The organism is Brevibacillus sp. FSL K6-2834 (genome assembly GCF_038592925.1).
Lineage (GTDB): Bacteria > Bacillota > Bacilli > Brevibacillales > Brevibacillaceae > Brevibacillus > Brevibacillus borstelensis.
Genome location: NZ_CP151945.1, coordinates 1,134,651 through 1,149,837 on the forward strand (window position 1 = coordinate 1,134,651; position 15,187 = coordinate 1,149,837).

A 15,187-nucleotide genomic window follows, 5' to 3' on the forward strand; every position below is an offset into this window, starting at 1 on the left:
TAAACATGCAGTTGGTTTATTCGCTTTTTAGGCAGATGCAGTAACCTGCTTTTCTTTACGCCCTTTGTAAATGGAATAAGCGAAGACTGCTGCCAGAAGAGCGAGACCGGCAATGTCCGTGGTCAATCCAGGAATGACAGCCAGAATGCCGCCGGCTGCTGCCAGGATGCGCTCCAACGGATTCAATTTGGACATCCAGAAACCGATAATTCCGGCACCGACACCAATCATGCCGAGTACAGAAGTAATCATTACCCAGAGCGATTCCATAAAGGTGGTATCAATCAACAGCAATTGCGGTGAGACGACGAAAATGTACGGAGCCATAAAGGCGGCGATCGCCAGCTTTGTCGATTGTACCCCGGTCTGCATCGGCTTTGATTTGGCTAAGCCGGCGGCGGCGAAGGCCGCTAAGGCGACAGGCGGCGTAATGTCCGCAACGATACCGAAGTAGAACGTAAACATGTGAGCGGCGAGATCGGGAACACCCATCTGGATCAAGGCAGGTGCTGCGATCGTCGACGTAATGATGTAGTTGGCTGTCGTTGGCGTACCCATACCGAGAATCAGCGAAGCGATCATCGTGAAGAACAGGGTCAGGAAGAGAATGCCGCCTGCCATATCAATCAGACCGTTTGCCAGTTTGAGACCGATACCGGTAAGGGTGACTGTACCTACGATGATTCCCGCACAAGCGGTAGCGGCAACTACCCCCAACGCCGTCCGGGCGCCGGAAGCGAAGGCTTCCAGAATATCGGAAATAGACATGCGTGTCTCTTTGCGGAAGGCGCCTACGACAACCGTAGAAGCAATCCCGATAATGGCGGACATCTCAGGTGAAACACCGCTCATCAAGGTAAAGATGATCACAAAAATCGGCAAAAGCAGGTAAATCCGTTTCAATACTTCTTTTTTATCGGGCAATTCCTCTTTTTTCAGCCCGCGCAAGCCGAGGCGTTTTGCTTCCAGGTGGGTCATGATCCAAACTCCGGTGAAGTAGAGAATGGCTGGAAGTGCAGCTGCTTTGGCAATTTCGAAGTAAGGCTTGTTCAAAAACTCGGACATCAGAAAGGCTGCCGCCCCCATGATTGGCGGCATGATCTGTCCGCCAGTAGATGAAGCGGCTTCGACGGCACCGGCGAATTCACTGCGGTAGCCGAGGCGTTTCATCATGGGAATCGTAAAGGACCCCGAAGTCACTACGTTTGCGACCGAGCTGCCGCTGATCGTTCCTTGCAGAGCGCTGGAGAAGACCGCCACTTTTGCCGGTCCGCCAATGCGGCGCCCAGCGACGACGAGGGCGAGATCGTTGAAGTATTGCCCTACGCCAGTCTTTTCAAGAAAAGCCCCAAACAGGATGAACAGAAAAATGAACGTAGATGATACGCCAAGCGGTGTGCCCAGAATCCCTTCCAGCGTAAAGAACGAGTGGCCGACGATCCGGTCGACATCGTTTCCGCGGTGTTCAAGGAAACCGGGCATATACGGACCGAAGTATGTGTACAGCAAAAACAGAGAGGCGATGATGGCGATCGGAAGTCCGACAACGCGGCGAGCCGCTTCCAGTACGAGTACGATGGCGATACCGCCGATTACCAGATCGAGCGTGGTAAAGTTCCCCGTACGTACGACCAGTCCCTCGTAATCGTATACCCAATAGAGAGGGAGGACAAAGGCGATGACTGCCAGCAGTATTCCGAAAATGCCAATCTTATGGTTATTTCTTTTCGTGCTGAGCGGATACAACAAGAAGATCAAACCCAGACCGAAGGCCAAGTGAATCGGACGGTGGATTTGCGGGGGCAGGGCATAAAAGATCGTACTGACTAGCTGATAAACCGTAAACAAAACCAACAGACAAAAGGTAATCCATTTCATCGGGCCGATGTAATTCCGTACGGCCGATTCCTTGTCGTACTGAGCAATTAGCTGGTCCATCTCTTGCTGACTCATATTTTGTGTGCTCAATCTAGTACCCTCCAATCTCATTCAAAATGGAATGCTTCTCCACCTGAATGGTAACGGCCGCTCCCGGCCTGTCGACGCTTGCGAGCGGTATTTCCCTTCCAGCGAAAAGCAGTGTATGATTAGCCCTCACCTGACCGATGAACAGGTGCAAGGCAGGGAAGGCGCGATTCATATTGACAACGCGAAACTGGCCGTCTTGGCTGATCAGCTTTTCTCCGGGAGCAAGTTCGCTTTCCATGCCAATGCCGTAATCCTGAAAAGACATTTCGGATAAAAGGATGTGCCCGTCTCGGATGAGGTAGGTCTCTACCACGGGCGTGCGGTGAATGGAATGAGTCCAACGTATGGAAAATGTGCCATTTTCTTCGATGCGGCCGCTCCAGATCGGCCGGTTTGTCTCCGTGTCGCGGATGACCAGAGACGGGAAGAAGGGGATGACAACCAGGGAAAGCACAGCGATGAGACACAGTAAGGAGAAAAGGCGGAACGACGTCCGCCCTTTCCCGGTTCCTACTTGCGTTTGCAGAAACATAGGGTAATTACTTTACGCCTTTTTCTTCAAAGAACTTCTTCGCGCCAGGGTGTACAGGCAAGCTCACGCCAGCAAGTCCTTCTTCAATGGTGATTTCTTTTGCCTTGGCATGGCCGAGCTTGTCAGTGTTTTCGAAGATCGCTTTGGTCGCTTTGTACACCAGATCTTCGCTCAGGTCAGCGCGAATAACGAGCATGGCTTTGACAGAAACAGTGTTGATCTCTTCCGGAACCGTTTGATACGTGTTGGCCGGAATTGTTGTTTTTACATAGAACGGATATTTTGCGATCAGCGCATCGATCTTGTCTGCGTCAATCGGGATGATTTTTACGCCCTTGGTCGCAGCCAATTCGGTAATCGCAGCGGTTGGAGTTCCAGCAGTTTGGAATGCCGCATCCAGTTTGCCGTCCTGGATTGCTTTCGCAGAATCAGCGAAGGAGAGGCGCTGCAGTTGCAGATCGTCAAACTTCAGGTCATATGCTTCCAAAATTTGCTGTGCGTTCATCTCGGTACCGCTTCCAGGTGCGCCTACAGATACGCGTTTGCCTTTCAGGTCAGCTACACTTGCGATGTTGCTGTCGCTGGAAACAACAATTTGGATCGTCTCGTTATAGAGAGCGCCCATCGCCTGGAATGCATCGATTTTGCCATCTTGCTGGAACATATTTTCGCCTTTGCTGGCGTAATCGGCGATGTCACTTTGCGTGAAAGCGATATCAGCTTTCTTGTCGCGAATGAGGCGGATGTTTTCAGCCGAAGCTCCAGTTGCTTGCGCCGTAGCGGTTACGCCGGCATTTTTGCCGATCAGGTCAGCCATACCGCCGCCCAGAGGATAGTAAGTTCCGCCGGTACCGCCGGTTGCGATGATCAACTGGGAAGGATCGTTGCTTCCGCCACCGCTTCCGCCGGTGCTTCCACCATTGCCGCCTTGGGCGTTGTTTCCGCCACCGCCGCCACAGGCTGTGACCAAAGACATGGTCAGAAGCAGTGTCAGAGAAAGAAGGAGACTGCGTTTTTTCATGAAAATTCCCCCTTATTTAAAATATCTGTTCATTTCCTATAGTACCTCTTTTTCGCAAGAATACAATATTTATGCGAAGACAAAGGTACTACCATCAAGCAGTGTAAGCGCATACCTATAAAAAACTACAAAAAACTATACGAAAATATAGTAAAATAAATGTCGAAACCATTCGACAAAAGAAAGCGAACGATTATGAGAGAAAGCGTATACATTTTGCTGCTGATGCTGATAGCCGTCCCTATTGCCGGAGAACTGAAGTTTCACCCGTTTCAGGATGACTTTCGGATCAGCTTTGGAACGACGGCCTTTTTCTTTTTTTTGCTATGGTTGAGGAAAATCCCTTCCTATATAAGTGGGCCGCTTACGGGATGCATGGTCATCCTGTTTCGGCTGGGACTCGATTGGATCGCCGATGAGCCTTTTGACTTGCTCGCATCGTTCCAGATGCATCTTCCTGCTTTTTTCTTTTACGTCACTTTTTCGGTTATTTTTGCGCTGTTTCGCGTCAATCAGCTTCATCATGTTCCGTTAGCAGTCGGTTTGCTCGCTACTGTTGCCGAAATCGCCGCCAATTTGGTCGAGCTGGCTTTCCGCTCTCCGCAGTGGGATGCCGTTTTTCAGTGGGAAGTGATCAGCTCTGTCGCCGTAATCGCTCTGATCCGCAGCTTTTTCGTGCTGAGCTTCTTCAATATGATTCAGCTTCGGCAGGCCAAGTGGATGGAGGAGCAGCAGCGCACTCGAAATGAGCACATGCTCATGCTCGTTTCCAGCCTGTACGAGGAGTCCATTCATCTCAAAAAGACGCTCCAGGATGTGGAGGAGATCACCAGAGACTGCTATGAGCTCTATCGGGGACTAAAGGAAACGGACGGACAGGGAAAGGGCTACGCCAAGCAGGCGCTCCGGATTGCCGGACAGGTGCACGAAGTGAAAAAGGACAACCAGCGGATCTATGCAGGCCTCTCCAAGCTCATCTCGGACGAAAACGACCGGGATTACATGCCTCTGGGCGAACTGCTGAAAGTGATTGTGCGGGCAAACGAAAAGTACGCCAGGCTGCTCGGAAAGGATATCAGGCTGACCTATCGGGTGGATGTTCCTTTCCTCGCCTGCCATATATTTACGACATTGTCCCTTTTAAACAATCTGGCAGCAAACGCAGTGGAAGCGATCCGCGAGCGCGGTGCGATCGCCATCACTGTGACGCTGGAAGAAGGCCAGTTTCTTCTTTTTACAGTAAAGGATGATGGTCCCGGCATTACTCCGAAGAATCGGGAGCTTCTCTTCGTGCCCGGTTTTACGACCAAATACGACGTGTCAGGAAATCCTTCTACGGGAATCGGCCTTTGCTATGTCAAGGAAGTCGCGGATAACTTGCGGGGACAGGTGGAGCTGTTGGAAGGAACGGACGGGTACACAACGGTTTTTACGATCCGTTTGCCGGTTGCAAATCTGGTCCAGAAAGGTTGATAGCATGCGTTACTTCATCACGGATGACGATCAGGCGGTGCGTTCGATGCTCGCTCACATTATCGAAGATGCCGATCTGGGAATAATAGCGGGAGAAGCAGAAGACGGCTCGCAAATTGACGGAGATTTTTTGCGATTGAAACAGGTCGACATTCTCTTGATCGATCTTCTGATGCCGAACCGCGACGGGATTGAAACGATCCGGCAGCTGATCGGCTTCGAGGGGAGGATCGTCATGATCTCCCAGATCGAGTCGAAGGAAATGATCGCGGAGGCGTATTCGCTTGGAATCGAATACTACATTACAAAGCCGATCAACCGTCTGGAGGTTTTGAGCGTCTTGCAAAAAGTGCAGGAGAGGATCTTGCTGCAGCGTTCCATTGAAGGGATTCAACGCTCGCTCAGCGTGCTCCAGGGCGGTGCGGCAAGAGAGCCGCGAGAACAGCCGTTTACCGAGAAGACAATCCAGACACCTGGCAAGTTTTTGCTGACCGAGCTGGGCATGATCGGAGAGAGCGGAAGCAAGGACCTGCTGGAAATGCTCGATTATCTCCATCGTCAAGAAGGTATGCAAACAGGCGTTTACAAATTCCCTGCATTAAAAGAAATCTTTTTGGCTGTCGCGCAAAAAAAGCTGGGCGATCAGGCGAGCGGCTATGAACTGCAAAAGGAAGTAAAAGCGGCGGAGCAACGGGTACGCCGGGCGATTTACCAGGCGCTTTCCCATCTGGCCTCACTTGGACTGACTGACTACGCGAATCCGAAATTCGAGACCTACGCCTCCACTTTTTTTGATTTTACCGAAGTGCGCAAGCGGATGAGGGAGCTGGAAAACCAGATCGAGCCCGGCCCGTCGTCGACGAAAATCAACACAAAAAAGTTTATGCTGGTGCTTTATCTGGAAGCAAAGCGCTTGATGGGATAACAATAAAGAACGAGGCGGCGTAAGCGTCCAATCTTTTTGATCATGCCGGTATTTATGGTAAGATAGCACTATTAATAGAAAGAGAGCCTGCGCATGCCGATCAGGCAGCAAAGGCATGTGACACGGCGGAATCGCGCTGTCGGTTAGGAGGGAATTGCGTGAGGGAGCTACGACATCCGTGGCAATTGCTGTATCGGATGTATCGCCATGTGCAGCCGGTTTTGGAGCGGGAGTTTGACGCTTGGTATGGACGGGCCCAAAGAATTGAGGACCCGGAATTGCGCAAACAGGCGATGGCTAGCATGGAAAGCAAGAAGTTTCACTGTCAGGGAGGATGTGTTTACGCGGCACAGGTAGTACCTCACATCGAAGTGATTGTACCGCTAATCGTGGCCTACCAGACGATCAGCGACTATCTGGACAACCTGTGCGACCGGAGTACGTCGCTAGATCCCGTTGACTTTAGGCAGCTTCACGTATCCATGCAGGATGCGCTGACGCCGGGAGCGCCGCTGCAGGACTATTATCGATACCGGGACGAAAAGGACGATAGCGGTTTTCTCGCGGAGCTGGTTTTGGCTTGTCAGCGGTATACGGCACAACTGTCCGGCTATGAGAAAATCAAGCCGCATGTTCTGAGATTGTCTCGTCTATACAGCGATTTGCAAGTGTACAAGCATATTGCTCACGATCAGCGGGAAGCGCGGCTGCTCGCCTGGTGGGATGAGCACAAGGAAGAGAATTCCGAGCTGTACTGGCAGGAATTCGCTGCGGTAACGGGATCGACGATCAACATCTTTGCGCTGTTCTGCTTGGCGACGGACGAGGATGTCCCGGATGAGCAAATTCTTGCGATAAACGGGGCGTACTTTCCCTGGATCAGCGGCTTACATATTTTGCTTGATTACTTGATTGATATGGAAGAGGATCGGCTCGGCGGAGATTTGAATTTTGTCAGCTACTACACTTCCGAGCGGGAAGCTACCGAGCGGCTGCGGCATTTTATCAAGCAAGCAAAGGCAAGCGTAGACCGCTTGCCCAATCCGGATTTTCACCGTATGATCGTAGACGGACTGGTCGCCTTTTACCTGGTTGATCGCAAGGTAAACCGGAACCAGCCGCGCATATACACCATTGCCAGAGAACTGTTGAAACAGGCCAGGGGGTTGCCTTCAGTATTGTTCTACGTGAATAGTCTGCTCGTCAGGCGGTAGGGTCTCGGTTTTAACGCAAGTGCTTCCGCTTGTACGAAAAGCCATACCCCATCAGGGCGCAGGCACCGAGGATTCCTCCGATGACACCCAGCGGGCTGCGTTCACCGATAGCGACACCAACCCCGATGAAGCAGGCTGCTACGCCCAGAGCCAGCGTTAAGGTAACCCATTGATATCGATTCATCGGTCGTAACCTCCTATCTGTCAATGTTCCCATTATACCTTATTTTCCTTGAAAATGATTGAATTCCGTTAGCATGGAAGAAAGCAGCAAATCTTTACGTGAAGTGGTGGAGACTCGGATGGACAGCTTCTTACAAATAAAAAAAGGAAAGCAATTGTTCGAAGGCAGTGTCATCTATGAAGAAGGTGATTTGATCGAAGCCGTCTTCCCTGAGATTACAGAGGTAGTGGTGGGCGATCAGCTGCCATGTTTAATGACCGATAATTACGAGACAATCAGTAATTTTGAGGCGGTCGTTGTGGCGAAAGAGAAAAATCGCCTGTTTCTTTTCCATTCCCCGACTGTGATCGAATTTCGCGAACAAAGGCGTCGGTATCCCAGGTTCGACGTCGATATGAGTGGATGGATCAGGTATAAAGCGGACCCCGGACAACACAGATTTTCTCTCCATACACAGAGGGTGGCCTTGATCAACCTGAGTCTGGGGGGACTGGCCCTGCGTGTGGACCGGCCAATCCCGCGCGAACAAACGATCACCTTTTCCACAGAACTGTACGGCCGCCATCGGGAAGACGGCGTGGTCCTGGCCGAGCTGCAGGTGATACACGAGAGAATGGAAGGGGGCTTTTACTTTTACGGCTGTAAAATCGTCCGTATTCAAGCGCGTTACTTCCATGCTTTGCGCAAGTATATCCTGCAGAGACAACTGGAAGAACGACGCCATTTCCTTCCGGAATAAAATAAGCAGACTTCAGAATTGGTTCCTGGTGGACCAATTTTTTTGATTCCGGCTCTTTCTCAGCCCCAGCCTTGCAGGCTTTCGTTTTGCACCGATTTTCTTTTCCAAATGACTTTCTGCAGGAGGATGCCAGATGCGCCGATGCCTCCGATGAGTATACCCGTCCACTGAAAGCTCAGGCTTACGCCCCATGTTTGAATGAGGGCCCCGCCGAGCAGCGGCGCGATGATAAAAATAGAGCTGCTGAGCGAGTCGAGAATGCCGGTGACACGGCCGATCGCTTCCTTTGGCGTCTCTTTCTGCCGAAGGTAATTGGAGCCGACGGAGGCAAGACCTGTTCCAATCCCTCCGAGGAAAGCCGCGAGCAAGAGCCACGAGACCCCGCTTCCCGGCTGGTACAAGCCGGCCCACGTTACCATGACGCCGATCAAAAGCACGCCTCCGCCGAGGACCCAGCCGTACGAAACAATCTCTTTTAAGCGGGAAAGCCACATCACGGCAAACAAAGCTCCTACTCCAATCGCACTGATCATATAGCCCAAAAGCTCGGGCTGACCCGGTGCCTTTTCACGCAGGATGACGACAAACTGCGCGTCAACGAGCTGGATGGCCGTGAGCGAGAGGAGAAAAAAGAGCGTACTAAAAAATAGCGTACGGTTGTGCAAAAGAATGCGCCAGCCCTCCAGCCAGGTCGCGATCCAGCTTGTATGTTCCGGGGTCTCTGCGGTGTTGGTTTCCCCCTGCGCAGACTCGCGTATGCTCCCGATCCCAAGCAAGCAGGCAGCAGAGCCCAAAAAGCTGAGCGCGTTGATCAGAAGGCAGACAGCAGGCGAGACAAAGGCGGCAGCGATCCCGCCCAAAAGCGGACCGATCAGCTTTCCCGACTGAAACACGCTCCCGTTCAGCGAAGCCGCCTGGAGCAGCTGGTCTTCAGAAACGACATGACGGGTAAGCGCCTGATGGGCTGGAGCATAAAAGATTTCAGCCGTCGAGCGGATCAGCACGATGCCGAGCAGCCACCAGGGGTTGGGCGCGAGGATCAACAGAAGAGTCAAACCAAATCGAATCAAGTCCGTGATGATCATCACCTTCAGCTTGCCGAAACGATCTGCGGCAATCCCGGCGAACTGGCTCAAAAAAACGCTGGGCAGCGCGTACGCCAGAGGCAGCAAGGCGAGTGTCATCGGTTCGGCTTTCCAGACGTAGCCGAGCAGCATGGACAGGGCGATGAAATCGAACCAATCGCCCAGCGTAGAAAGCCCGTAAGCGGCAAACATTTTGGCAAATACGCGGTTTTTCAAAAGCATCATGAACAATTCCCCCTTTTCCTTGACGTTAGTATAAGGGGGAATTGTCAGAGCAATATCAGAGATGGCGGGCAAAGACATCGACTAATTGACGCCGCAGAAGTGGAAATTGGTACTCTTCGCTTACCCGGGCCCACTCTTTTTTGTACTTCTGCTGCCAGACGCTGTCGACTGGGAAGGCTTGAAAGAAGCGGTCAATTTTGCGGACAGCAAAAAGGTAGTGGGGAATAAAGCGGGTCCGCTGCAAAATCTCGATGCCTTTATCCAAAGACAGCCGCCCCTGTTCAGGAAGACCCTGCAGATATTGCCACATGCCTTCTAAAATGACCAGCATTCCCTGCTCGCGCTGCATCGGTTTTGCAGCGAGCAAAGCGTTTGCTTGCGTAAAGGCTTCCTCTGCCCCGGCTACATCCTGCCGATCCAGCAGATAGCAGATGTGCTGAAACAGAAAGGTCAACGTATAGCTAGGCGACTGAATTCTGGCGACAATCTTCTCAACCTTTTGAATCTGGTCGGCAGCTTGCTGCCATTGCTTGGCCTCAACGAGGAGCGAAATCATGTTGATCTGAAGCTCTTCTTCCCACAAGCCTGGCAACTGCTGCTTGCCGTCAACGATCCGCTTGTAGAGGTCCAATACTTTTGCGGAGTCTTCCTCTGCAATGAAGTAGAGATGGGCCAAATAGAACAGCTTCTCGTTGAAGGGGAGGTCCGATGTGGTCAAAAACCACCGGAAATCCCCTGAGACAAAACGCAAATAAACAGCGTAGAACGGGTCCAGCTCAAACCCGAGCACGTCCTTGTTTGCCGACAGCGTTTGCATCGCAGCCCCCATCCCGAGACCGTGATACATCTCCAGCATGTGCCTGACATGTCCCGCGAATTCAGGATTGTTCTCGAGCAGATTTTGCCCTTTCGGCTCTTTCCAGGTGAGCCGGTAGCCCATCCCCCGCACCGTCTCGATGGTCAACAGATGCCGCCACCCATGCAGTTTTTTGCGCAGACGATAAACGTGATCATCCACTGTCCGGTCCGTCGGCATCTCGTCTTGTCCCCATACCAGATCGAGCAGATCGCTGCGGCGGAAGACCTGATTGCGCCGGGTAAAGAGAAAGCGCAAAAGCGCGTACTCCTTTGGCAAAAGGGCAATTCTCTCGCTATTTAGGCACACTTCATAAGCTTCATCGTAAAAATGGAGCGTCTCCACTTCAGAATCCCTCGTCAATTCCGTATTTTTTCATTTTGTTGTACAGCGTTCCCCGGGAAAATCCCAAAAGAACCGCGGCCGCTTTTTTGTTCCCGTAGGTTCGTTCCAATGCAGCCAGAATCCGCTCCTTTTCACTCCCGCCATGCTCGAAGCCGGGGCGCGATGCAGCATACGACGCAGAAGCGATGGGATGATTGTCTGCGGAAGAGAACCTCGGCTGCGGAATGACAGGCTGTTCGAGCTGCTGCATCCTGATCGAGGAGGGGAGCTGATCGTATAGGATCAAACCGTTTTCTTGCAGGATGGACAGCCGCTCGATCACATTGCGCAGCTGCCGGATATTTCCCGGCCAGTTGTAGTCGTACAAGGCTTGCATCACTTCGGGGGAGACCCGTGGCACCGGATGTTCGTGAGCAATTGCATACTCGTGCAGAAAGATCTGCACCAGCTCGGGAATGTCCTCGCGCCGCTCGCGCAGGGATGGGATTTCCAGTGTAAAGACGTTTAACCGGTAGTAAAGGTCTTCGCGGAAAAGCCCGTCTGCGACCATTTTTTCCAGCTTCCGGTTGGTAGCGGCGACGATACGGGTATTGACCGTGATCGGTTCCGTACCGCCGACGCGATAAAATTGACGCTCCTGCAGGGCGCGCAGCAGCTTCACCTGAAGCTCGAGCGGCAACTCTCCAATTTCGTCGAGGAACAGCGTCCCTCCATGGGCCAGCTCCAGCTTCCCGGGCTTTCCTTTCTTTTCCGCGCCTGTAAAAGCGCCGCCCTGATAGCCGAACAGCTCGCTTTCGAACAGCGCTGCAGGGATCGCGCCGCAGTTGATCGCAATAAACGGTTTGTCTCTTCTGCGGCTGGCCTGGTGAATCGCCTGGGCGAACAGTTCTTTCCCTACACCGCTTTCGCCGTTTATCAGGACCGTTGCATCCGTCTGCGCCACTTTGCGGGCAGCCTGTATCGCAGTCTGGATAGAGGCGGAGTGACCTTTGATCGGAAAAAACGGATCGTCGGCAGGATGAAAACGGCTCATCTCCTGCTGCAGGTTGTGCAGGTGGGCAGTCGTATGGGCCAGCTCATCATTTAAGCGGACCAGTTCGGTAATGTCCTGCTCGATCGAAATGGCGCCGATGATTGCGTTTTCCCGGCGGATGGGAGCGGCATTGATCAGCACATGGCGGTCTGGCCTCGGAACGTGGTAGAGGCGATAGACGGTCTCCCCTTGCTGCAGGGCATCCAGCAGACGGATCGATTCGCTGGCAAAATGCACGTCCAGACGGGTGCCGACCACCTGGCTCCGGTCGATATCATAAATTTTTTCGGCGGCGGGGTTCCAATACTGGACGATGTTATCGGTATCCACGATCGTGATCGCTTCACTCATCGTATCGAGCAAGGTTTTGAGCAGGATCGCCTGATTGCCTGCGATGGAGACGAAGGCTCCAAGCAAGCGCTTTGCTTCCACAAACCCGCTCACATGTCCCTCGTTGTTGACGGTGACAATGTCGGGCGCAAAGGCGCTGTCGTCGGCTTCAGCCAACAGTCTTTTTCCGGCATCAGCCATAGACATCGCTTCCGGCAAGATGAGCACGGGTGACTCCTGATCGTTTATCCGCAGCAGACCTACACCCGGCGTGATTCCCTCGCGTATACTGACCAGAGCAGGATCGATGGGCCTTGCCAGGCTGGAAATACGGGCATCCAATGAAAACAGCGGTTTCAAATCCTCACTTCCAATCCACACTAAGAGATAGGAAAACGGTTTCAATCTTTTCATGTACGTCTTATGTCGGATCTTGTCTAAGCAAAAGTGTACAACAATAAACACATTCTGTACATATGTGTAAAAATGGTGAACAACCAGGAACGAAATTGTTGTTTTTTTCGAATTTATGATGTTGGCACGGTTTATGCTAATAAAATCTCGCAGATGTATTGTTGAGGAGGAGACGGATTTACGATGGAACAACTTATGAAGGACTTTTTCCTGTTCCTTTCCAAGAACAAAGCGTTGAATGCTGCTGCGAAAAAATGGGGCTTGCGGTTCGGGGCCAACCGTTTTGTTTCAGGTGAAACGATTGACGAGGCGATCAAGAAGGTCCGCGAATTGAATCAAAAAGGGCTTGTCTGCACGCTGGACCATTTGGGCGAGTTCGTATTCAGCACAGAAGAGGCAAATGAGTCGGCTGACTACTGCATCAAAACATTGGAAGCGATTCACAAGTCCGGTGTCGATTGCAACCTGTCTCTGAAAATGACGAGTCTCGGTCTGGATATCAGCCGCGAGCTGTGCATGACCAACATGCGCCGCATTCTCGATTTTGCCAAGAGCCATGGAAATATTTTTGTCCGGATCGACATGGAGGACTATGCCCATAAAAATATTACCCTGGAAATCCTGCACGAGCTTCTGCAGGATTACGACAACGTAGGAACCGTTATTCAGGCGTACCTGTACGATTCCGCTGCTGACATCGAGGGTGTAAAAGAGAAAAAGGTCAACCTGCGTCTCGTCAAAGGGGCGTATAAGGAATCGCCGGAGGTGGCGTTCCCGAACAAAGCCGACGTGGATGAGAACTACAAAAAAATCATCAAGCAACACCTGCTGAATGGCTGCTATGCTGCTGTGGCTACTCACGATGACGCGATCATCGACTACGTAAAAAAGCTGGAAAAGGAATACAACATTCCGCGCACGCAGTTTGAATTCCAGATGCTGTACGGCATCCGTGTGCAATCGCAGATCGATTTGGCGCGCGAAGGCTACAAGATGCGTGTATACGTGCCATACGGCAGCGACTGGTACGGCTATTTCATGCGCCGTCTGGCAGAACGCCCGGCTAACGTTGCTTTTGTCTTGAAAGGGATGTTCACGAAGTAATCAAGCAGCTATCGTTGCTTGCAAAAACGCACCCGTCTCCAAAAAAGGGGACAAAGGGTGCGTTTTTGCCGTTTATTGCTGCTGCTGATACTGATAGGCTTCCATCGGCTGATGATAGGGAACCTGCTGGTACACCAGACCGAGTGTCGAGACAGCCTGCGGAGGCGCCATAGTGACGGCGTACCAGCCTTTTTTGACCATATACTGCCACACTTCAAACGATTGATGGGAGCACATCCGGAATGCATCCTCGAGGAAAATGCGCAGCTGCGGAGTCGTCGTTTCAAAGGCTGACCAGGCGTATTCCCGTCCTGCCCGCTTCAAGGTCAGCAGATACGAGGTGGCAATCGCGCGGTCATCCAGATGAGTAAGTTTTACCTGGGGCTGGATCGGCTGATATTGATGGCCGGGGGCAGGTGTGAAGGCTTGTCCTGTAATTGCCGGGACATTCAATTGATCGCGGGAGCCCATCTGTTGTGTGACAAATTCTACCTTCATGTTGTAGTCTTGTACGTGAGCCGAATAATGGCGCTGAATCATCGAGCGCAGTTCCGGGTCCTGAGCTTGGTTGATGAACAAGGCCATGCTTTGGATCGAGTTGGTGCAGCTCATCAGCAGTTCGTTTAATTCGGCTGCTTCATGAGAGGCAAGGCGCATGCAAAATCTCTCCTTTTTGCAGTAATCCGGCAAATGCCTGTCATAGTATGCCCATTCGCTCCTGTTTCATTTTTCCAATGGATTGAAAAGAGAGGTGTATCAACCCGTGAGCAGCCAAATCATTCAACTAAAGGCCCCCTACTCGTTTGAGCGGCTTTTAAGGCGGCTTGAGACCCATCCCGACCCGCAGATGAAGGTTCAAGCGGAACAAAAATCGCTTCAGCGGATATTTCGTGTAAATAACCGTCCCATTTTGACCAGCATCCGTTTCGCCGGCGAGCTGGACCATCCGAGCCTTTCCTGGGAGACAAGCGCGGCATTAAGCGCCACCGAGGCGGCGGGGCTGGAGAAACACATCCGGCATATGTTCAGTGCAGATGTGGATCTGGCTCCACTCTACGCGCTTATGCAGGCAGATGCCAAACTGGCTCCGCTCGCAGAACGGTTTCGCGGACTGCGTTTTGTACTGGATGACGACCTGTTTCAATCAATGGTCAAGACGATTATCGGGCAGCAGATCAACCTCGCTTTTGCAGCGACGCTGACTGAGAGGCTCTTGGAGCTTGCGGGAGAAAGCGTCCAGGATGCGGACGGCACTCTCCTCTATGCCTTTCCCACCGCTGACCGGATTGCAGCCATGGAGCCGGAGACACTGCGCCCCCTGCAGTTTAGCCAAAGAAAAGCGGAATACATCATCGATCTGGCACGAGCGGTCGTAAATGGCCGTGTAGACCTGGAGGGACTGTGGAGAATGGACGAGCAGGAAATCATGGCCACGCTCACTCCGCTTAGGGGGATTGGCAAATGGACTGTCGAGTGCATGATGATGTTCGGCATGGGGCGGCCCGATCTGCTCCCTGTAGCTGATATCGGACTGAAAAACGGGATGCAGCTTGTTTACCAGTTGGACGCAAGACCGGATGAAGCTGAAATGAGAAGGATCGGGGAGAGCTGGGCACCCTGGCGAAGCTATGTCTCCTTGTACGTATGGGAAACAGTCGGAGCGCTGAAGCGGAAAGAAGCCTGGTAATCATCAAATCGGTCCGCGAAGCAAAGCTTGCAGCCGCTTGATCGGATGCAGG

14 protein-coding genes are annotated in these 15,187 nt (G+C 52.3%); 6 read left to right on the top strand and 8 right to left on the bottom strand.

Annotated features, from left to right (window positions below; translation table 11 throughout):
* Positions 1–27: 27 nt before the first annotated feature.
* From NST96_RS05715 to NST96_RS05725, 3 genes are read right to left on the bottom strand one after another with little or no spacing between them, the layout of a single operon-like run.
* The gene (locus NST96_RS05715) at positions 28–1,989 is read right to left on the bottom strand and encodes a TRAP transporter permease (protein WP_171505729.1); all 1,962 of its coding nucleotides are present in this window, start codon (positions 1,987–1,989) and stop codon (positions 28–30) included.
* Entirely contained in the window at positions 1,970–2,500 is a 531-nt protein-coding gene (locus NST96_RS05720) for a DUF1850 domain-containing protein (protein ID WP_251247295.1), read from the bottom strand. Before NST96_RS05720 ends, NST96_RS05715 begins: the two co-directional genes overlap by 20 nt.
* A 7-nt stretch (positions 2,501–2,507) precedes the next feature.
* Entirely contained in the window at positions 2,508–3,521 is a 1,014-nt protein-coding gene (locus NST96_RS05725) for a TAXI family TRAP transporter solute-binding subunit (protein ID WP_122958440.1), read from the bottom strand.
* 195 nt (positions 3,522–3,716) lie between these two features.
* Between NST96_RS05725 and NST96_RS05730 the strand changes: the two genes are divergently transcribed.
* From NST96_RS05730 to NST96_RS05740, 3 genes are all read left to right on the top strand, one after another.
* Positions 3,717–4,994, top strand: a complete 1,278-nt coding sequence (locus NST96_RS05730) for a sensor histidine kinase (protein ID WP_003391076.1) — start codon at positions 3,717–3,719, stop codon at positions 4,992–4,994.
* Between the two features lie 4 nt (positions 4,995–4,998).
* Positions 4,999–5,919 carry a response regulator gene (locus NST96_RS05735; RefSeq protein ID WP_003391078.1) on the top strand — a complete coding sequence of 307 codons (921 nt, stop codon included), beginning with the start codon at positions 4,999–5,001 and terminating at the stop codon, positions 5,917–5,919.
* Between the two features lie 158 nt (positions 5,920–6,077).
* Positions 6,078–7,133: a tetraprenyl-beta-curcumene synthase family protein gene (locus NST96_RS05740; RefSeq protein WP_003391081.1), complete on the top strand. Its 1,056-nt coding sequence runs from the start codon at positions 6,078–6,080 to the stop codon at positions 7,131–7,133.
* Between the two features lie 10 nt (positions 7,134–7,143).
* Here the strand turns inward: NST96_RS05740 and NST96_RS05745 are convergent, their stop codons facing one another.
* The gene (locus NST96_RS05745) at positions 7,144–7,317 is read right to left on the bottom strand and encodes a YlaF family protein (protein WP_003391083.1); all 174 of its coding nucleotides are present in this window, start codon (positions 7,315–7,317) and stop codon (positions 7,144–7,146) included.
* A gap of 118 nt (positions 7,318–7,435) precedes the next feature.
* On the opposite strand from NST96_RS05745, the gene NST96_RS05750 reads away from it, so the two are divergent.
* Positions 7,436–8,056 carry a PilZ domain-containing protein gene (locus NST96_RS05750; protein WP_251237655.1) on the top strand — a complete coding sequence of 207 codons (621 nt, stop codon included), beginning with the start codon at positions 7,436–7,438 and terminating at the stop codon, positions 8,054–8,056.
* A gap of 59 nt (positions 8,057–8,115) precedes the next feature.
* Here the strand turns inward: NST96_RS05750 and NST96_RS05755 are convergent, their stop codons facing one another.
* The 3 genes from NST96_RS05755 to NST96_RS05765 are packed head-to-tail and all read right to left on the bottom strand — an operon-like array spanning position 8,116 to position 12,290.
* Entirely contained in the window at positions 8,116–9,366 is a 1,251-nt protein-coding gene (locus NST96_RS05755) for an MFS transporter (RefSeq protein WP_340701141.1), read from the bottom strand.
* Between the two features lie 55 nt (positions 9,367–9,421).
* Entirely contained in the window at positions 9,422–10,567 is a 1,146-nt protein-coding gene (locus tag NST96_RS05760; RefSeq protein WP_024985412.1) for a winged helix-turn-helix domain-containing protein, read from the bottom strand.
* Between the two features lies 1 nt (position 10,568).
* Entirely contained in the window at positions 10,569–12,290 is a 1,722-nt protein-coding gene (locus NST96_RS05765; protein WP_342405731.1) for a sigma 54-interacting transcriptional regulator, read from the bottom strand.
* A 237-nt stretch (positions 12,291–12,527) separates the two neighbouring features.
* Between NST96_RS05765 and NST96_RS05770 the strand changes: the two genes are divergently transcribed.
* Positions 12,528–13,448: a proline dehydrogenase gene (locus NST96_RS05770; RefSeq protein WP_340701143.1), complete on the top strand. Its 921-nt coding sequence runs from the start codon at positions 12,528–12,530 to the stop codon at positions 13,446–13,448.
* Between the two features lie 72 nt (positions 13,449–13,520).
* On the opposite strand, the gene NST96_RS05775 is transcribed toward NST96_RS05770, so the two are convergent.
* A complete protein-coding gene (locus NST96_RS05775; RefSeq protein ID WP_243014355.1) occupies positions 13,521–14,105 on the bottom strand; it encodes a spore coat protein in 585 nt (194 codons plus the stop codon).
* 106 nt (positions 14,106–14,211) lie between these two features.
* Between NST96_RS05775 and NST96_RS05780 the strand changes: the two genes are divergently transcribed.
* Positions 14,212–15,135, top strand: a complete 924-nt coding sequence (locus tag NST96_RS05780; RefSeq protein WP_340701144.1) for a DNA-3-methyladenine glycosylase 2 — start codon at positions 14,212–14,214, stop codon at positions 15,133–15,135.
* Positions 15,136–15,187: the final 52 nt, after the last annotated feature.